The organism is Coprococcus sp. AM11-30B (assembly GCF_027674365.1).
GTDB classification, from domain to species: domain Bacteria; phylum Bacillota; class Clostridia; order Lachnospirales; family Lachnospiraceae; genus Allocoprococcus; species Allocoprococcus comes.
Window position 1 is genome coordinate 1 of the sequence record NZ_JAQDVB010000011.1, and the last position, 18943, is coordinate 18943.

At 42.7% G+C, this 18943-nt stretch carries 15 protein-coding genes; 13 read left to right on the forward strand and 2 right to left on the reverse strand.

The window, feature by feature from the left end; translation table 11 throughout:
• Positions 1 to 105: 105 nt before the first annotated feature.
• Complete coding sequence (locus tag PGU50_RS08635; protein ID WP_118218080.1) at positions 106 to 357, forward strand: hypothetical protein; 252 nt, start codon at positions 106 to 108, stop codon at positions 355 to 357.
• A 76-nt stretch (positions 358 to 433) separates the two neighbouring features.
• Here PGU50_RS08635 and PGU50_RS08640 read toward each other — a convergent pair whose 3' ends face one another.
• Complete coding sequence (locus PGU50_RS08640; RefSeq protein ID WP_022220297.1) at positions 434 to 2044, reverse strand: CTP synthase; 1611 nt, start codon at positions 2042 to 2044, stop codon at positions 434 to 436.
• A 292-nt stretch (positions 2045 to 2336) separates the two neighbouring features.
• Positions 2337 to 3815 (reverse strand): DUF1846 domain-containing protein, encoded by a 1479-nt coding sequence (locus PGU50_RS08645; RefSeq protein WP_008374444.1) that lies wholly within the window; start codon positions 3813 to 3815, stop codon positions 2337 to 2339.
• A gap of 159 nt (positions 3816 to 3974) precedes the next feature.
• Here PGU50_RS08645 and ftsH point away from each other — a divergent pair, with 159 nt between their 5' ends.
• From ftsH to PGU50_RS08705, 12 genes are all read left to right on the forward strand, one after another.
• On the forward strand, positions 3975 to 6122 hold the full coding sequence (gene ftsH / locus PGU50_RS08650; RefSeq protein WP_055156964.1) for an ATP-dependent zinc metalloprotease FtsH: 2148 nt from the start codon (positions 3975 to 3977) through the stop codon (positions 6120 to 6122).
• 121 nt (positions 6123 to 6243) lie between these two features.
• Complete coding sequence (gene uvrC, locus PGU50_RS08655; protein ID WP_117824783.1) at positions 6244 to 8139, forward strand: excinuclease ABC subunit UvrC; 1896 nt, start codon at positions 6244 to 6246, stop codon at positions 8137 to 8139.
• 14 nt (positions 8140 to 8153) lie between these two features.
• The gene (hprK, locus tag PGU50_RS08660; RefSeq protein ID WP_117835624.1) at positions 8154 to 9077 is read left to right on the forward strand and encodes an HPr(Ser) kinase/phosphatase; all 924 of its coding nucleotides are present in this window, start codon (positions 8154 to 8156) and stop codon (positions 9075 to 9077) included.
• Positions 9078 to 9091: 14 nt separating this feature from the next.
• Complete coding sequence (locus tag PGU50_RS08665; protein ID WP_173824719.1) at positions 9092 to 10030, forward strand: ROK family glucokinase; 939 nt, start codon at positions 9092 to 9094, stop codon at positions 10028 to 10030.
• Positions 10031 to 10226: 196 nt separating this feature from the next.
• Complete coding sequence (locus PGU50_RS08670) at positions 10227 to 10889, forward strand: GntR family transcriptional regulator (protein WP_270246712.1); 663 nt, start codon at positions 10227 to 10229, stop codon at positions 10887 to 10889.
• A 4-nt stretch (positions 10890 to 10893) separates the two neighbouring features.
• The gene (locus PGU50_RS08675) at positions 10894 to 11829 is read left to right on the forward strand and encodes an ABC transporter permease (protein WP_270203581.1); all 936 of its coding nucleotides are present in this window, start codon (positions 10894 to 10896) and stop codon (positions 11827 to 11829) included.
• Between the two features lie 11 nt (positions 11830 to 11840).
• Positions 11841 to 12785 carry an ABC transporter permease gene (locus PGU50_RS08680; protein ID WP_270246713.1) on the forward strand — a complete coding sequence of 315 codons (945 nt, stop codon included), beginning with the start codon at positions 11841 to 11843 and terminating at the stop codon, positions 12783 to 12785.
• Positions 12786 to 12801: 16 nt separating this feature from the next.
• On the forward strand, positions 12802 to 13827 hold the full coding sequence (locus PGU50_RS08685) for an ABC transporter ATP-binding protein (protein WP_270203583.1): 1026 nt from the start codon (positions 12802 to 12804) through the stop codon (positions 13825 to 13827).
• Between the two features lie 2 nt (positions 13828 to 13829).
• Positions 13830 to 14819: an ABC transporter ATP-binding protein gene (locus PGU50_RS08690; RefSeq protein WP_270246714.1), complete on the forward strand. Its 990-nt coding sequence runs from the start codon at positions 13830 to 13832 to the stop codon at positions 14817 to 14819.
• A gap of 27 nt (positions 14820 to 14846) precedes the next feature.
• Complete coding sequence (locus PGU50_RS08695; RefSeq protein WP_270246715.1) at positions 14847 to 16535, forward strand: peptide ABC transporter substrate-binding protein; 1689 nt, start codon at positions 14847 to 14849, stop codon at positions 16533 to 16535.
• A gap of 101 nt (positions 16536 to 16636) precedes the next feature.
• A complete protein-coding gene (locus tag PGU50_RS08700; RefSeq protein WP_270203586.1) occupies positions 16637 to 17707 on the forward strand; it encodes an amidohydrolase family protein in 1071 nt (356 codons plus the stop codon).
• Positions 17707 to 18864: an amidohydrolase family protein gene (locus tag PGU50_RS08705; RefSeq protein ID WP_118198562.1), complete on the forward strand. Its 1158-nt coding sequence runs from the start codon at positions 17707 to 17709 to the stop codon at positions 18862 to 18864. The genes PGU50_RS08700 and PGU50_RS08705 overlap by 1 nt, the downstream gene beginning before the upstream one ends.
• The last annotated feature ends 79 nt before the right edge of the window (positions 18865 to 18943 follow it).

The window sequence follows — 18943 nt, forward strand, 5'->3', positions numbered from 1 at the left end:
TTACTGTAAAATATTAAATTTTCAAGGTTCTATTTTGGGGCTTTTGACCCTGGCATCATATAATTAAAGTAATACAAATGGATGGTGGAGGGAGGTAATCATGGTATGAAAAGAAGAAATATTATATTATTGATTTCGATTCCGTTAGGCATTATGTTAATTGTATATTATGGCTATACCGCATTAGATACCTGGCTCCAGTTTCAAATTACAACAGGAAATGGTATTTTGGCAGCAAATAGTGAATGGATATTTTCCATTCAAAACACATTTCTTTTCATATTGAAATGGTTTGGACCGATCTTATCAATCATATGTATATACGGAATTCTAAAATGGTTAAAAAAGAATGAATAAAGAAAAACTCCAGAATCAATTTTATACTGCTGATTCTGGAGTTTCTTTTACTTAGAAACGATATAATTTCACTTTATTACTTCTCTTTACTATATTCCAGAGAAGCTTCCACAAATCCCTTAAACAGCGGATGTGGTTTGTTCGGACGGGATTTGAGTTCCGGATGTGCCTGGGTTCCGATGAACCAAGGATGTTCCGGAATTTCCACCATCTCTACGATTCTGCCGTCCGGAGAAAGTCCGGATAAGAGCATACCGTTCTGGGTAAGAGCATCACGGTAGTCATTGTTGACTTCATAACGATGACGATGACGTTCGTGGATCTCTTCTTTTCCATATAATTTATAAGCTTTTGATTCTTTGTTAAGAACACAAGGATAAGAACCAAGACGAAGGGTTCCACCGATGTCTTCAATACCGATCTGGTCAGGCATGATGTGGATGACCGGATGTGTAGTGTTTGGATTCAGTTCTACGCTGTGTGCATCATGATATCCGACAACGTCTCTTGCAAATTCTACGATGGCAAGCTGCATTCCAAGGCAGAGTCCGAGGAACGGAACCTTATGTGTTCTTGCATATTTGATGGCTTCGATCTTACCTTCGATACCACGGTCACCGAATCCACCAGGTACGAGGATACCACTTACATCACCGAGAAGTTCATCGACATTTTCCGGTGTGACAGTTTCAGAGTCAATCCATTTGATATTTACGGTTGTGTGGCTGTAGATGCCGCCATGTTTTAATGCTTCAACAACGCTGATATATGCGTCGTGGAGCTGGATATATTTGCCGACCAGGGCGACTGTTACATCTTGTGTCGGATGTTTCAGGCATTCGACCATCTCTTTCCAGTCTTTCAGATCTGGTTCCGGACAGTCAAGCTTCAGGCATTCGCATACAACGGAAGCGAGATGTTCTTCTTCCATGGCGAGTGGTGCTTCGTAAAGGTATTCCACATCCAGGTTCTGAAGAACGTGATCAGATGGCACGTTACAGAAAAGGGCGATCTTGTCTTTGATTCCCTGATCCAGTGGATGCTCAGAACGGCAGACCAGAATATCCGGCTGGATTCCCATTCCCTGTAATTCTTTTACGCTTGCCTGAGTCGGTTTGGTCTTCATCTCCTGGGAAGCATGCAGATATGGGATTAGTGTGACGTGGATCAGCGCAACATTGTCATGTCCCATATCATGTTGGAACTGGCGGATAGATTCCAGGAAAGGCTGGCTTTCGATGTCTCCGACGGTTCCACCGACTTCGATGATCGCAATCTCGGTATCTGTAGCTGCAGGGTTACGATAGAAACGGCTCTTGATCTCATTCGTGATATGCGGGATGACCTGTACGGTTCCTCCACCAAAATCTCCACGACGTTCTTTCTGAAGAACGGACCAGTAAATCTTTCCTGTCGTTACATTCGAGTTCTTGGTAAGACTTTCATCGATAAATCTTTCATAATGTCCAAGGTCAAGGTCTGTCTCAGCTCCATCGTCTGTTACAAAAACTTCACCGTGTTGTACCGGATTCATTGTACCCGGGTCAATGTTGATGTACGGATCAAATTTCTGCATTGTAACTGTGTACCCGCGTGCCTTGAGCAGACGCCCAAGAGAAGCTGCTGTGATTCCTTTTCCAAGACCTGAGACAACGCCTCCGGTAACAAATACATACTTAACTGCCATAGTTCCAGTTCCCTCCTTATGGTAATTTTTTTTGTCTACTACTCATTGTGTTCTGTAAAAAATAAGATAGAATGCGATTTTTATTCACCAAGAAAGTCCGATATAACCTTCTGACGGATAAAAATAGAAAAAAACCCCATAAAAACAAATTTATGTGGCTCCCTCGCTACTTTGATTTCCCCTTGAAATCAATTCCCCTATAAAATACTTTAAAAGTATACACCCATTCCAGAAAAAAATACAACAATTTTTTTTGAAATGGGTGTATAAAAATCAAAAATATAATATTTGTCTACTGATAGATCGGTTTTTTCTCGTATCTCGGTTCAGATGTAACCTGGATGGATAACTTCTGGAACAGACGGATATCTACATTTGCAAGCATAACGGATACATGAGCCTGGCAGCCTTTTAAATTCGGGACTTGTCTGAGTGCCTGTTCAGCAACCGGATTGGAAGAGGCACTGATAGAAAGTGCAATCAGAGCTTCATCGATGTGAAGTCTTGGGTTCTTGCTTCCAAGGAATTCGGTTTTAACTTTCTGGATCGGTTCCAGGGCAGTCGGTGAGATCAGGTGCATATCATGATCGATTCCGGCGAGTTCTTTTAAGGCGTTCAGGATCAGGGCAGCAGATGCGCCAAGCAGATCAGAGGTTTTTCCTGTTACGATGCGTCCGTCCGGAAGCTCCAGAGCGGCAGCCGGTGCACCGGTTTCTTCAGCGCGTGCAAGAGCGGCATCAACAACCTTACGGTCATGTACGGTAACTCCTGCCTGATTCATCAGAAGCTCGACCTTATAAGTCTCTTCCTTCGGGCATTCACCGGAAAGGAAACGGTCCATGGTGCGGTAGTAGCGGCGAATGATCTCCTGACGGGAAGCTTCTTTGCAGACTTCATCGTCACAGATGCAGTTACCTGCCATGTTAACACCCATGTCTGTTGGTGATTTGTATGGATTTTCTCCGTAAATGCGCTCAAAAATTGCACTCAGTACAGGGAAGATCTCTACGTCACGGTTGTAGTTGACGGTAGTAACACCGTAAGCTTCCAGATGGAACGGGTCGATCATATTTACATCGTTAAGGTCAGCAGTAGCTGCTTCATATGCTAAGTTGACCGGATGCTTTAACGGGATATTCCAGATCGGGAAGGTTTCGAATTTGGCATATCCTGCGCGGACTCCGCGCTTGTGCTCATGATAGAGCTGGGAAAGGCAGGTAGCCATCTTTCCACTTCCAGGTCCAGGTGCGGTGATGACAACCAGAGGTCTGCTTGTCTCAATATATTCGTTCCTTCCGTATCCTTCGTCACTTACGATCAGCGGGATGTTGGAAGGATAACCTTCTATTACATAATGGATATAAACTTTAATGCCAAGCTTTTCCAGACGTCCTTTGAAAAGATCGGCACTGTTCTGTCCGGAGTACTGTGTGATAACAACACTTCCGACAAAGAGACCATTGGCTTCAAATTCGTCTTTCAGGCGGAGAACGTCAGTGTCATAAGTGATCCCGAGGTCACCGCGGATTTTGTTGGCTTCAATATCGGCTGCACTGATAACGATCACAATCTCTGCGGTATCCGATAATTCTTTTAGTAAATGTAATTTGCTGTCCGGCTGAAATCCCGGAAGCACGCGGGAAGCATGATAGTCATCGAAAAGCTTTCCACCGAATTCGAGATACAGTTTGTTGTCAAACTGATTGATTCGCTCACGAATGTGAGAAGACTGCATTTGCAGGTATTTTTCATTATCAAACCCAATTTTCATAAAGTTCCATCCTTTTTGTCCATAATTTTACTTTCATAGAAGCAATTCAAACCTAGTATACTATAAAATATGACTTTTTTACAATCTTTTCATAAATTTTTCATTGATTTCTAAAAAACGCCTACTTATAATAGAGAGGACGACACTTAGGAGGTAGGTATGGATAACCAGAATAATAGAAATAAGCAGAATCTTCCGGGAAATAATAATCCGAATAATAAAAATAACCGCCAAAGATGGAATATTATATTATTTACCGTTATGCTGATCTCGTTTATCGTATTTGCGTTGTATCAGTTCCGGGAAGACACAGATGCCCGGGAGATTACCTATGATCAGTTCCTGAACATGGTAGATTCCGGGGAAGTTAAGAAAGTTGTGATCGAGGATGACAAGATTGTGATCACAGCGAAGACAGAAGCTGAGATGAAGAACAGCAAGAAAAAAGGCGCTTCTGAGAGCGATGTGGTCGAAGGTTCTGTAGCAGATAACAACGACAGCAGCAGTAAGGACAGCAGCGATGACAGTACAGGTCTGTTCAGTAATGTGACAAGGAAGCAGTATTATACCGGTATTGTGAAGGATGATACCCTTTCGGACAGACTGTATAAAGCAGGTGTTGAGTATGAACAGAAGATACCGGATTCTACATCTTATATGGTGATGAATCTTCTGGTCAACATTGTTCCGCTTGTGATCATGATTGGTCTGGGCGTGATGCTGATGCGCCGTATGACAAAGGGTGGCGGCATGATGGGCGTTGGTAAGAGCAATGCCAAGATGTATGTGGAAAAATCTACCGGAGTCACATTTAAGGATGTAGCCGGTCAGGATGAAGCAAAAGAATCCCTGCAGGAAGTAGTCGATTTCCTGCATAACCCTGGCAAATACACCGGAATCGGAGCGAAGCTTCCGAAGGGAGCACTTCTTGTAGGCCCTCCCGGAACCGGTAAGACACTTCTTGCAAAAGCAGTTGCCGGAGAAGCAAAAGTACCGTTCTTCTCTCTTTCAGGTTCTGCATTTGTTGAGATGTATGTCGGTGTCGGAGCGTCAAGAGTACGAGACCTCTTTAAGCAGGCACAGCAGATGGCGCCGTGTATTATTTTTATCGATGAGATCGATGCGATCGGAAAAAGCAGAGATTCACAGCTTGGTGGCAATGATGAAAGAGAACAGACACTGAATCAGCTCCTTGCAGAGATGGATGGATTTGACAGTAATAAAGGTCTTCTGCTTCTTGCGGCAACGAACCGTCCGGAGATCCTGGATCCGGCGCTTCTCCGTCCGGGAAGATTTGACAGACGTATCATCGTAGATAAGCCAGATCTCAAGGGACGTATTGATGTCCTGAAAGTACATGCCAAAGATGTTAAGATGGATGAGACAGTCAATCTGGAAGAGATTGCACTTGCAACTTCCGGGGCAGTCGGTTCTGATCTTGCCAATATGATCAACGAGGCTGCGATCAATGCAGTAAAAAAAGGAAGAAATGTTGTATCTCAGGCAGACCTTTTTGAGGCTGTTGAGGTCGTTCTTGTGGGTAAAGAGAAGAAAGACCGTATCATGAGCCAGAAAGAACGCCGTATCGTATCATACCATGAAGTCGGTCATGCACTGGTAACTGCCCTTCAGAAGGACGCAGAACCGGTACAGAAGATTACAATCGTTCCGAGAACCATGGGTGCACTCGGTTATGTGATGCAGACACCGGAGGAAGAAAAGTTCCTGAATACCAAGGCTGAGCTGGAAGCAATGCTGGTGACAGCTCTTGCAGGACGTGCAGCAGAGGAACTGGTGTTTGACACAGTTACAACCGGAGCATCGAACGATATTGAGCAGGCAACCAAGATTGCAAGAGCGATGGTAACACAGTACGGTATGTCAGAAAAATTCGGACTTATCGGACTGGAATCTATCCAGAACCGTTATCTGGACGGAAGAGCTGTTATGAACTGCGGAGAGGCAACCGCGGCAGAAATCGATCAGGAAGTTATGAAGATGCTTAAGGGAGCATATGCAGAAGCGAAGAGAATGCTTTCCGAGCATCGTGAAACGATGGATCAGATCGCCGGATTCCTGATTGAGAAAGAGACGATCACCGGAAAAGAATTCATGAAGATTTACCGCAGATGTGAAGGAATTCCGGAACCGGAAGAAAAGAAAGAAGAGAATCCTGTAAAAGAGCAGACGATCGAGATGCCGAAGAAAGAGGCAGATACCGAAGCTGCACAGCAGGAAGAGAAAGAAACGCAGAAGAAAGTAGAAAGAGATGAAGACGGATTCATCCTTCCGCAGAAGCGTGACTAGTCTAAAATAACAGAAGATGCAGAGGTTTCAGAACAATAAGTTCTGAAGCCTCTTTTTTTTCTGTAGATTCTTTTGAAAGAATGACTTGTATTGTCTGCAGGAAGCAAGGTATAATGTGACTATGGAAAATCAGACATTTATTATTGAAGACGAACTTAAAAAACTTCCTGGGAAACCGGGAGTCTATCTGATGCATGGGGAAAAGGACGAGATCATTTATGTTGGAAAGGCGATCAGCCTGAAGAACCGTGTCAGACAGTATTTTCAGCCGAGCAGGAACCGGGGGGCCAAGATTGACCAGATGGTGACGCATATCACCCGGTTTGAGTATATCGTGACGGATTCGGAACTGGAAGCACTGGTTCTGGAATGCAATCTGATCAAGGAACACCGGCCAAAGTACAATACGATGCTGATGGATGATAAGAGTTATCCATTTATCAAAGTGACAACCGGCGAAGCATATCCAAGGATTATGATGGCAAGGCAGATGAAGAAGGACAAGTCAAAGTATTTCGGCCCTTATACCAGTGTGACGGCGGTAAAAGATACGATCGAACTGATCCGGAAGCTTTACCGTCTGCGTAGCTGTAACCGCATCCTTCCGCGCGATATCGGGAAAGAAAGATGCTGTCTCTATCATCATATCAAGCAGTGCGATGCACCGTGTCAGGGGTATATTTCGCAGGAAAAATACAGAGAATCGGTTGATGAAGTACTCAAATTCCTGGGAGGAAATTATGATAAAATCTTAAAGGATCTGGAGAAAAAGATGCAGGAGGCATCGGATGATCTGGAATTTGAGAAAGCAATTGAATACCGGGAGCTTCTGCACAGCGTGAAGCAGATTGCACAGAAGCAGAAGATTACCGATACAGGGGGCGAGGACCGGGATATTGTGGCTCTTGCAAGAGAGCATGAGGATGCGGTGGTACAGGTATTCTTTATCCGCAATGGTCGTCTGATCGGCAGAGATCATTTTTATCTGCGGATTGCCCAGGGAGATGAAAATGCAGAGATCCTCTCCAGCTTTATTAAGCAGTTTTATGCCGGAACGCCATATATTCCGGGCGAACTGATGCTTCCGGTGGAACCGGAAGAGCGGGAGATCCTGGAAGCATGGCTTGGAGAAAAACGTGGGCATAAGGTTCATTTCCGTATCCCGAAAAAAGGGGAAAAAGAAAAGCTTGTTGAGCTTGCGGCGAAAAATGCAAAGATGGTACTGGAAAAAGATAAGGAGCGTATCAAGCGTGAAGAAGGAAGAACGATCGGTGCAGTAAAAGAAATAGAAAAGTTGCTTGATCTTAATAACCTGGTGCGTATGGAGGCGTATGATATTTCCAATACCAATGGATTTGCCTCGGTAGGGTCGATGATCGTTTATGAGAGGGGCAAACCGAAACGAAACGATTATCGTAAGTTCCACATTAAGGGTGTGCAGGGGGCGGATGATTATGCAAGTATGCGTGAGGTCCTCACCAGAAGATTCCGGCATGGTCTGGAGGAACAGAAAAGCGGGAAAGAGCTGGGAAGTTTTAATGTTTTTCCGGATCTGATCATGATGGATGGTGGAAAAGGACAGGTTAATATAGCACTGGAAGTACTGGATGAACTTCATATATCCATTCCGGTATGTGGTATGGTCAAAGATGACCACCATCGGACGAGAGGACTCTACTATCAGAATATCGAGATTCCGATCGACCGCAATTCCGAAGGGTTTCGACTGATCACAAGAGTGCAGGATGAGGCGCACAGATTTGCTATAGAATTTCACCGGAAACTGCGTAGTCAGGGACAAGTGCATTCGATCCTGGATGATATTCCGGGAATCGGACCTGCGAGAAGAAAAGCACTGATGCGGACATTTGCCAGTCTGGATGAGATTAAGAATGCAGAGGTGGAAGATTTGAAAAAAATTCCATCAATGGATGAAAAATCAGCCAAAAGCGTGTATAATTTTTTCAGAGGAAGCGAAATGGAAGATACAGAAGCTACTCGGATGGAAGAACAATAAAAGGAGACAGGACTATGGGAGTAACATTAACAAAAATCGTAGAGAAGATGGAACTTAGAAATCTTACTCCGGATGTCGATATGACACAGCGGGAAGTAAAAATTCCGGATATTAACCGTCCGGCACTTCAGCTCGCCGGATTTTTTGATCATTTTGATTGCGAACGGATTCAGCTTATCGGATATGTAGAGTACACTTATCTGCAGACACTGGAATATGAGCATAAGATGAAAATATATGATACACTGCTTGATTATGGGATTCCATGCTTTATTTTCTGCAGAAATCTGCAGCCGGATCCGGAATTTCTGGAGAAAGCAGTGAAGAACAATATTCCGGTATTTATTACGGATAAACAGACCTCTTCCTTTTCAGCAGAACTGATCCGCTGGATGAAAGTGGAACTGGCACCGTGTATTTCAATTCACGGGGTACTGGTGGACTGTTATGGAGTCGGTGTTCTGATCATGGGAGACAGCGGTATCGGTAAAAGTGAGGCGGCACTGGAGCTGATCAAGCGAGGTCATCGTCTGGTAACAGATGACGTGGTGGAGATCCGGAAGGTCAGTGATGATACTCTTGTTGGTACAGCACCGGATATTACCCGCCATTTTATTGAACTTCGCGGAATTGGTATCATTGACGTAAAGACGCTGTTTGGTGTGCAGAGTGTAAGAGAGACACAAAATATTGATCTCGTCATCACGCTTGAGGACTGGAACAAGGATCGTGAGTACGACAGGCTTGGACTTACTGAGGAGTATACAGAATTTCTTGGTAATAAGGTTGTATGCCACAGTATTCCAATCCGCCCGGGACGTAATGTTGCCATTATCGTAGAATCAGCGGCAGTCAATCACAGACAGAAACAAATGGGTTATAACGCAGCTCAGGAGCTGTACCGCCGGGTACAGGAAAATCTAAAAAAGAATATGTAAGGAGCAGGAGACAGATGAAATATTGTTTTGGTATCGATATAGGCGGAACGACAGTAAAGATGGGACTTTTTCAGGAAGACGGAGAGCTTCTTGACAAATGGGAGATCAAGACACGTACGGAGAACCAGGGAGAAGCAATCCTCCCGGATATTGCACAGGCAGTGAAAGCGAAGATGGCAGAGAAGGACCTGGTGAAAGAACAGATCATCGGACTTGGAATGGGGCTCCCGGCACCGGTAACCGAGGATGGAATTGTTCAGAATACAGCAAATCTCGGATGGGGATACAAAGAAGTGACACGTGAACTGGAAGAGCTTCTTGACGGAATGAAAGTGATTCCGGGGAATGATGCAAATGTAGCTGCGCTTGGTGAGATGTGGAAAGGTGGCGGAAAAGGTCACAAGAATGTTATTATGGTTACCCTTGGAACCGGTGTTGGCGGTGGAATCATTGTGGATGGAAAATGCCTTGTAGGGGCACACGGAGCTGGCGGAGAGATCGGTCATCTGTGTGTAAACTACCAGGAGACAGAAACCTGTGGATGTGGAAAGAAAGGCTGTCTGGAACAGTATGCTTCTGCAACAGGAATCACAAGACTTGCCAATATGCGTCTTGCAAAAGATGAGAAACCAAGTACCCTCAGAAATGTGGCAGAGATGTCTGCGAAAGAAGTGTTTGATGCAGTGAAAGCCGGAGACGAAGTTGCAATCGAAATCGCAACTGAATTTGGAAATTATCTGGGACATGCGCTGGCGAACCTTGCAGCTGCATGTGATCCGGCGGTTATCGTAATCGGCGGAGGTGTATCAAAAGCCGGAGAGGTTCTGCTCGATTACATCAAAGGACCATTTAAAGAAATGGCATTCTTTGCAGATAAAGATACAGAATTTGCACTTGCAGAGCTTGCAAATGATGCAGGAATCTGCGGAGCAGCAAAACTGGTACTGAAATAAGTGAAAGATATTATAAAAAATAAAAATCTTGTGAGAAATATTTAACATTCTTGCAAGATTTTTGTTTTTTTGCAGAAGAAAATGAAGAATGAGAAATGTTTACATTTGACATTCTTCACAAAATGATGTAGACTTATCGTAGTAACATTGTTAAATAAGCCTATAAACTCTAAATAATTGTGAAAAGGAAGACAAAATGATAATACGTAAAACATTAAGAGAGCAAGTAGTTGAAATTTTAAGACACAAGATTTTATCAGGAGAGATCAAACCGGGAGAACGAATTATAGAGGCAAAAGTAGCAGAAGAGCTGAAAGTCAGCAGAGGTCCTTTAAGAGAAGCTCTCAGGCAGATCGAAGAAGAAGGGCTGGTTGTATATGAAGCACAGAAAGGCTGCGTAGTAAAGACGATGACTTATGAAGAGATGCAGGAAACATACCTGATCCAGTCTACGCTTGAGAAACTGGCAGTGCAGATGTGCGGGGGAGAGATCAGCAAAGAACAGGATGAAGAGATGCAGAAGCTTGTCCTTTCCATGGAGAAAGCGGCTAATCAGAAAAATCTGTATGATGTTATAAAATTCGATGAACAGTTCCATGAATGTATTGTGAAGACCGCACACAGTGAAAAACTTCATAGAATCTGGAAAATACTGGAAGGAGGAAATACGGCGGCATATTATACGATGGATACAAAAACTCTGGTACCATTTGATGTGGTCCACATCAATCATCAGAGAATTTTGGATCTGTTTCATAATGGGACAGTCGAAGATATCTGTAAAGAGATAGAAATCCACTACATGGTTGTCCCGCATGTTCTGTATGAAAATCAAAAGAAAAACGGAGAAAGGAACTGAAGGTATGGTTAAATTTATTGGGAAAAGGCTGACATATGCTGTGTTGACATTGTTCTTGATTGCCACAGCAACATTTTTTCTGGTGGCAGGTGCTCCGGGAGATCCGATCGCTGCAAAAGTCGGACAGATGCCGGAACAGGCACAGGAAATCATCCGTGAGAAATACGGACTGGACCAGCCGGTAGTAAAGCGGTATACAACGTATATGAAGAATCTTCTGACGACAGGAGATTTTGGGGAATCAATTATTTATACCGGACAGTCAGCAAATGATATTATAAAAAATAATACGTTGGTATCAGCGAAGATTGGGTTATTGGGATTGCTGTTCCAGGTGACGATTGGTATCAGTCTTGGAATGGTTGCAGCACTGAACCGGGGAAAACCGGTGGATCATGTCATAAGGGTACTCGTTGTATTGGCAATTTGTGTTCCTAGTTTTGTATTTGCATCGGTATTGCAGTATTTTCTTGCATTCAAATGGAAACTGGTGCCGGTATTTGGCTGGGGAGAATTAAAACACTATATTCTTCCTGTTGCCGCCTATGCAATCGGAGGAATTGCATCTTATACAAAATATATGAGGAGCAGTACACTGTCTGTAATTGGGGAAGATTATATTATCACAGCGAAAGCAAAGGGATGTACGAAAAAAAGAGTGGTACGGAAACATATTTTGAGAAATGCAATGCTTCCGATCATTACAATGATCGGACCTTCTCTGGCAGGAATTTTTGCAGGATCATTCATCCTTGAACGTATGTTTGCGATTCCGGGACTTGGATTCTATTATGTAAAAGCAGTTTCGGATAATGATTATACGATGGTAATCGGTCTTACAATTTTCTTTGCTATTTTGTTCGTTGGCTCGCTGATTGTCGTAGACATTCTGTACGGAATCGTCGATCCGAGAATCCGAGTTGCAAAAGGTAAGAAATAGGAGGGCTTCTGATGAGTACAAAAGAGGTAGTAATGACAGAAGAATGGAATGAATCAGATGATTTTAAACGTATCGGGACGGAAGGATTATCTGGTGAAGATATCGGAGAGAAATCCCTGACCTATTGGGCGGATGTCTGGAGAAGATTCAGGGAAAATAAACTTGCGATATTTGGTCTTATATTATTAGCTGTGATCGTAGTGATCCTGTTTATCGGACCAGTGATTACAGGACAGAATTATCAGCTGATTGATGCGTCAATTAAGAACCAGGGACCAAGCAGTGCACACTGGTTCGGTACTGATGATATGGGAAGAGATCTCTTTACCCGTGTCTGTGTCGGTGGACGTATTTCAATCTATATCGGTTTATGTTGTACATTGGTAATGTTTGTGATCGGAGCACTTCTTGGTGCACTGGCAGGATTAAAAGGCGGACTTGTAGATGATATTATCATGCGTATCTGTGAATTTATCGGAAACCTGCCGTATCTGATCATTGTAGTAATTTTATCCATGGTACTTGGAAGAAGTATGTTCTCCCTCGTCTTTGCGATGAGTCTTACCGCGTGGGTAGGAACCGCGCGTATGGTACGAGGACAGATCCTTCAGATCAAGGAACAGGATTATGTGCAGGCAGCAACAGCACTTGGCGCGTCAACGGGACGTATTATTATCAAACATCTTCTTCCGAATACACTTGGAATTATTATGGTTGATATTACGATGTCAGTTCCGGGATTTATTTTCAGTGAGGCTTTCTTAAGTTATATCGGACTTGGAGTAAGACCACCGGAAACCAGCTGGGGAGCACTTGCATCAGCAGGACAGCAGCAACTTATGTTTTACCCGCATGAATTGTTCTTCCCATGTCTGATGATCGTACTTACAATGCTGACTTTCCATCTGATCGGTGATGGACTTTCAGATGCATTGGATCCGAAGCTGAGAAAATAAAAGGGGGAACTACAAGATGAAAGAAAAAATACTGGAAGTGAAAAATCTGGAGGTATCTTTTAAGACCTACGCCGGAATCTCACACGCAGTAAGAGGAATAGATTTTGATCTGCATAAGGGAGAAACTCTTGCGATAGTAGGAGAGTCTGGTTGTGGTAAGACGGTATCTTCAAAAGCAATCATGCGATTGCTTCCAGAATCAAACACATTATTAAATGAAAATTCTGAAGTATTGTTTCATGGGGAAGATCTTCTGAAAAAGTCAGAAAATGAAATGGTTTCTATTCGAGGAAGCAAAATTTCAATGATTTTCCAGGATCCAATGACTTCACTGAATCCGACCATGAAGATCGGAGATCAGATTGCGGAAAGTATTCTGATCCATAGACAGATTTCTAAAGAAGAAGCACATAAAGAAGCTTTAGAAATGCTGCAGCTGGTTAAAATACCAAATGCAGAAAAACGAATGAAACAGTATCCATTTGAGTTTTCCGGCGGTATGAGACAGAGAGCGATGATCGCAATTGCGCTTGCATGTAAACCGGAAATCCTGATCGCAGACGAGCCGACCACTGCTCTGGACGTAACGATCCAGGCACAGATCATGGAGCTGATCGGAGAATTGCAAAAAGAACTGGATATGGCGATGATCCTTGTAACACATGACTTAGGTGTTGTAGCGAGCGTTGCAGATAAGATTCAGGTTATGTATGCAGGAAAAATTGTAGAACGTGGTGATGTACGAGAAATTTTCTATCAGTCTACACATCCTTACACGAGAGCTCTTCTGGATTCCGTTCCGAAGATCCATTCTACAAATAAAGAAACATTGTATTCCTTAAAAGGAACGCCGCCGGATCTTATTAATCCACCGGTTGGATGTTCTTTTGCTCCACGTTGCGAGTATGGAATGAAGATCTGCAGAAAGAAATATCCGGAGCTTACAAAATTCAGTGATACACAGGAATGTAACTGCTGGCTTCACGATCCAAGAGCGGATGTGAGCAATCTTCCTGAGAATATGATAAGGAGGAGACAGTAACCATGGATAAGAAAGAAGTATTGATCGAAGTAAAAGATTTGAAGAAGTATTTTCAGGTTGGAAGAAACCAGACACTGAAGGCAGTGGATGGAGTAAACTTTAAGATCTATAAAGGTGAGACTCTTGGAATTGTAGGTGAATCCGGCTGTGGAAAAACAACCTGTGGAAAGACAGTTATGGGGCTTTATAAGGCAACAGACGGTGAGGTTCTTTTTGACGGAGTCGATATTAATAAACTGAATAAAAAAGAAAAGAAAGAGTTTACAAAAAGAGCTCAAATTATTTTCCAGGATCCGTATTCTTCACTGAATCCAAGAATGACAGTCGGTGACATCATTGGGGAAGGAATTGATATCCATAAGCTTTACACTGGTAAAGAACGTCAAGAAAAGATTTATGAATTACTGGAACTGGTCGGACTTAACAGAGAGCATGCACTTCGTTTCCCTCATGAGTTTTCGGGTGGACAAAGACAGCGTATCGGAATTGCAAGAGCACTTGCAATCGAACCGGAATTTATTGTCTGTGATGAGCCAATCTCTGCACTTGACGTTTCCATTCAGGCACAGGTTGTTAACCTGCTGATCGAACTTCAGCAGAAGAAAAATCTGACCTATCTCTTTATCGCACATGATCTGTCTATGGTAAAACATATTTCAGACCGTGTCGGTGTAATGTATCTGGGAAATATGGTTGAATTTGCAGAGAGTGATGAGTTATATCAGAAACCATTTCATCCATATACAAAGGCGTTGATGGCAGCGATTCCGATTCCGGATCCGGATACAGAAGAACAGAAGACGAGAATTCGACTGGAAGGAGAGATTCCAAGCCCGGTTAATCCAAAACCTGGATGTAGATTTGTGACAAGATGCAGATATGCAACAGAAAAATGTCATCAGGAAACACCGAAGCTTGAGGAACTCGCACCGGAACACTTCGTAGCTTGTCACAGAGCAAAAGAGTTGATGGAAGATCACCCGCAAGCGTAATCTTGCTGGATATAAAGGAGGAAGACTATGAAAAAAAGAAAAACATTAGCAATGGGGCTTGCAGTAGCAATGGCTGTCAGCTGTCTGGCCGGATGTGGCGGAGATGACAAAAAAGCAAGTTCTGACGGAAAAACAGAACAGGTTCTGAACATCTCCAACAACAGTGTGGTTGTCGGACTGAACCCGCTGATCAACACAACAGGTCCTGATAACGCAGCATTTAATATGGTGTTAGACCCACTCGTTAAAAGAGTAACTCGGGATGGAAATACTTATGAGATCATTCCTGCTGCAGCAGAAAGCTGGGATATAAGTGAAGACGGACTTACTTATACCTTCCACATGAACAAAGATGCAAAGTGGAGTGATGGAACGAAAGTAACAGCAAATGACTTTGAATTTACTTTCCAGAAGATGGCAACTCCTTCCGTTGCAGCAACAAACGCATGGCTGTTTGACGGAGTTATCGAGAACTTCTCAGAAGCTCTTTATGATCAGGGAAAGAAACCGGAAGATATCGGTGTGCACGCCATTGATGAAGATACATTGGAAATCAAAATTATCCACCCGGCATCTTACTTCCTGGAACTGGTTTCTTCATCAGCTTATCCGGTAAACAAAGCAATGTATGAAGAGCTTGGAAGTGATTATGCAACATCTGAAACAAAGACTGTATTTAACGGACCATTCAAGATTGAAAGCTGGAGCCAGAATACAGAAATGGTAGTGGTAAGAAATGACCAATACTGGGGAGCTGACGATGTGAAGCTTGACAAGATCAATTGCAAGGTCATTCAGGAATCAGGTACTGCAGTTCAGTCTTACATCAACGGTGAGTTGGATGTGATCGGTACAACGGATGCAAACTGGGGAAAGACTATCGAAGAACAGGGAGAATCTGAATCATATCAGGTTCCGGATAGTTCACCGGAATTCTTCATGCTGAATGCAGCAAACGAATATCTGTGTAATGAAAAGATCAGACAGGCTTTAACTGTAGCTTATGACCGTCAGGAAATGATCGATACTCTTCGTAATGGAAAAGGCGTTCCGATTTATTCTATGATGCCAGATACTGTCCAGGTTGGAGAAAAAACTTACACAGAATTAGTTGGCGGAAAGAATCATTTCGTTCAGGAACTTCAGGAAGAAATCAAAGATCCGAAAGCTTTACTTATTGAAGGCTTAAAAGAACTTGGTAAAGATCCAGACCCGTCAAAGGTAACAATCCGTTATGCAAGCCGTGGTACATCTGAAGTATCTAAAAAGATTGCTGAATGGATGAAGCAGCAGTGGGAAAGCGTTCTTGGAATCAATGTCGAAATCGATATGATGGAATGGAACATCATGTGGGATAAGATTGACGCCGGTGATTACGATATCGCAACAGGCGGCTGGGGACCATACTACAATGAACCAAGTGCTCTTCTTCAGTTGTTCGATCCTGATAATGGATACTTCAACGCAGAAAAGACAGGATGGTCAGGAGAAGATCCTAAGAAATACCAGGAACTTTTAAATGAAGCAAAATTTGAAGTTGATGACCAGAAGAAGGCAGAGCTTTATCTGCAGGCAGAAGAACTGGTTGTTAAGTCAGGACTGATCGAACCTACTTATGTTGAAGAGGCACCTACATTTGTTAAGAAATATGTGAAGAACTACTTCGTTTCTACAGTTGGTCAGGTTGATTTCTCTCAGGTTTATATTGAAAAATAGTATATTGACTTACAGAGTAAACTAAATTGAAATGTCATAGAGGTTATAAAACCTCTATGGCACTTTAGGTTTAAAAAATAAAAGTAAATGGAGAAATGATTATGTATGTAATTAAAAATGGAACCATTCATACCGGAACGGGTGAAGTGCTTGAAAACTATGATATCTTAATCGAGGGGGAAAAGATTAAGAAAATCGAAAAGAATATCTGCGAAGCAGATGCAGAAATTATCGATGCAACAGGAAAACAGGTTTTCCCTGGTTTCATCGATCCACATTCTTCTATCGGAGCTATGGGGATTCCGACTCGTTACAGAGATAATGCAGAAACTACAAATGTAATTAATCCGGATCTGAGCGTGAAGTATGCCATCGATCCAGATGAAGTGAATGCACAGGAATTCTATAAATCAGGAATTACATCTGTTGGATTTTCACCGGATCACTGCAATGTGATCGGAGGACAGATCACAGTATGTAAGACAGCTCCGGATCATATGGCGAACCGTATTGTAAAAGAGCATGCAGCAATGAAAGGAAGTGTATGCTCAACCGTTAAGGATGTGTATGGTGCAAGTAACCAGATGCCGAAAACAAGAATGGGAATTTTCCATTTGCTCAAAGAAGCAATCAGAAAAGATGACCTTTTGAAGAAATATCAGATGCCATTTGTCATCGCTGCAGAAACTGCAGGTGAGATTCAGTGTCTTATGGAGCTTCTGAAAGATGAAGATATCCAGCTTACAATTGTAGATGGATTTGAATTCGGCGATGCGATCGAAGAACTGAAAGAAAAGAAAGTTGGAATTATCTTTGGTAATTTCAGCAATCTGTCACAGATTTCAAAACATGAAATCGACCTTTCCAGATTAAAAGAACTGGTAGAAAACGGAAACCGCATCGCATTTACAAACACATGCAAAGGTGCTTCTGAAGGTAGAGAAGTATTCATCTGGAGTGCGATCGAAGTATATCGTGCAGGAATCGATGCCGAGGATGTAGTAAAAATGATGACGATCCAGCCAGCCGAGATGCTTGGTGTTGCAGATCGGATCGGAAGTATCGAAGTTGGAAAAGATGCGGACATCACAATTTACAGTGATCATCCTGTAAAATCTTATGCGGCACATGTACAGTTTTGTATGATAAATGGAAAGGTGGTATTATCGTAATGCAGACATTAATCAAAAATGGTATTTTGTATACAATGACAGAGGATAAGGGCATCTTTCAGGGTGATATTCTCGTCGAAGGAACAAAGATCAAAGAAGTAGCAGAACATATCAGTGAAGACTGCTTAGAGGATGGAGATAAGCTCATTGAGGCAGAAGGATATTATGTTCTTCCGGGACTTATCGATGCACATTCTCACATCGGATTATTTGATTTCAATGTGGATCCGTGTGTAGACGATGCCAATGAGATGACAAATCCGGTTACTCTTTCTGTTGATGCACGTTTTGGAACAAATCCAAAAGCAAGAGAATTTAAAGTAGCTTATGAGCACGGAATAACAACCATGCTTCTGACACCTGGAAGCGGAAATGTATTCTGCGGACTTCCGTTTGCACTTAAAACTTATGGAAACAATGTGTTTGATATGACAATCAAATCACCATGTGCGGTGAAGATCGCACTTGGAGGAAATCCGAAAAATACATATGGTGATATGAAACGGCTTCCGATGACGAGAATGGGAATCGCTAAGGTTCTGGATGATACCTTTGCAAAAGCAAAGAAATACATGGAAGACAAAGAACAGAATAAAGAAGTGGAGTATGATCCGGATATGGAAGCTCTTTGCCTGGCTTTAAAAGGAGAAATTCCATGTAAGATCCACTGTACACAGTATGATATGCTCACAGCAATCGAGATTGCGAAAAAATACAACGTACACTTCTCATTAGAACATGCATGGGGAGCAACCGATTATCTGGATGAAATCGTGGAAAGCGGATGCGATATATGCTACGGACCGATTGCAACTTACCGTAGTCCTGGAGAACGTAGAAAAATCGATGTGGAAGCTGTAAAAATGCTGGATGACAGAGGGGTGAATGTGGCGATGATCACTGATTCACCGATTCTGAGTGAAGAATCCCTGTATCATCATGTGGGAGAAGCAGTGCGTGAAGGACTTGCACAGGAGAGAGCAGTAAGAACGGTTACGATCAATGCTGCAAAGGTGCTGGGTGTAGAAGACCGTCTGGGAAGCCTGGAAGAAGGAAAAGATGCAGATATTATTGTAATGAAAGGAAAACTCGGACTTGATACCGATGCAATGGTATACTATACGATGATTGAAGGTAAGATCGTATATCAGAAATAGAAACCAGATTGATAGATAAAAAAGAGAGATCAGTGAATTTCAAATATTCACTGATCTCTTTTTATTCTAATTAGATGAT

Coding starts and splice junctions, on each gene's coding strand:
- PGU50_RS08640 (WP_022220297.1), bottom strand. CDS start 2,044: ATGGCAGTTAAGTATGTATTTGTTACCGGAGGCGTTGTCTCAGGTCTT.
- PGU50_RS08680 (WP_270246713.1), top strand. CDS start 11,841: ATGAGTACAAAAGAGGTAGTAATGACAGAAGAATGGAATGAATCAGAT.
- PGU50_RS08670 (WP_270246712.1), top strand. CDS start 10,227: ATGATAATACGTAAAACATTAAGAGAGCAAGTAGTTGAAATTTTAAGA.
- uvrC (WP_117824783.1), top strand. CDS start 6,244: ATGGAAAATCAGACATTTATTATTGAAGACGAACTTAAAAAACTTCCT.
- PGU50_RS08695 (WP_270246715.1), top strand. CDS start 14,847: ATGAAAAAAAGAAAAACATTAGCAATGGGGCTTGCAGTAGCAATGGCT.
- PGU50_RS08675 (WP_270203581.1), top strand. CDS start 10,894: ATGGTTAAATTTATTGGGAAAAGGCTGACATATGCTGTGTTGACATTG.
- ftsH (WP_055156964.1), top strand. CDS start 3,975: ATGGATAACCAGAATAATAGAAATAAGCAGAATCTTCCGGGAAATAAT.
- PGU50_RS08665 (WP_173824719.1), top strand. CDS start 9,092: ATGAAATATTGTTTTGGTATCGATATAGGCGGAACGACAGTAAAGATG.
- PGU50_RS08700 (WP_270203586.1), top strand. CDS start 16,637: ATGTATGTAATTAAAAATGGAACCATTCATACCGGAACGGGTGAAGTG.
- PGU50_RS08645 (WP_008374444.1), bottom strand. CDS start 3,815: ATGAAAATTGGGTTTGATAATGAAAAATACCTGCAAATGCAGTCTTCT.
- hprK (WP_117835624.1), top strand. CDS start 8,154: ATGGGAGTAACATTAACAAAAATCGTAGAGAAGATGGAACTTAGAAAT.
- PGU50_RS08705 (WP_118198562.1), top strand. CDS start 17,707: ATGCAGACATTAATCAAAAATGGTATTTTGTATACAATGACAGAGGAT.
- PGU50_RS08635 (WP_118218080.1), top strand. CDS start 106: ATGAAAAGAAGAAATATTATATTATTGATTTCGATTCCGTTAGGCATT.
- PGU50_RS08690 (WP_270246714.1), top strand. CDS start 13,830: ATGGATAAGAAAGAAGTATTGATCGAAGTAAAAGATTTGAAGAAGTAT.
- PGU50_RS08685 (WP_270203583.1), top strand. CDS start 12,802: ATGAAAGAAAAAATACTGGAAGTGAAAAATCTGGAGGTATCTTTTAAG.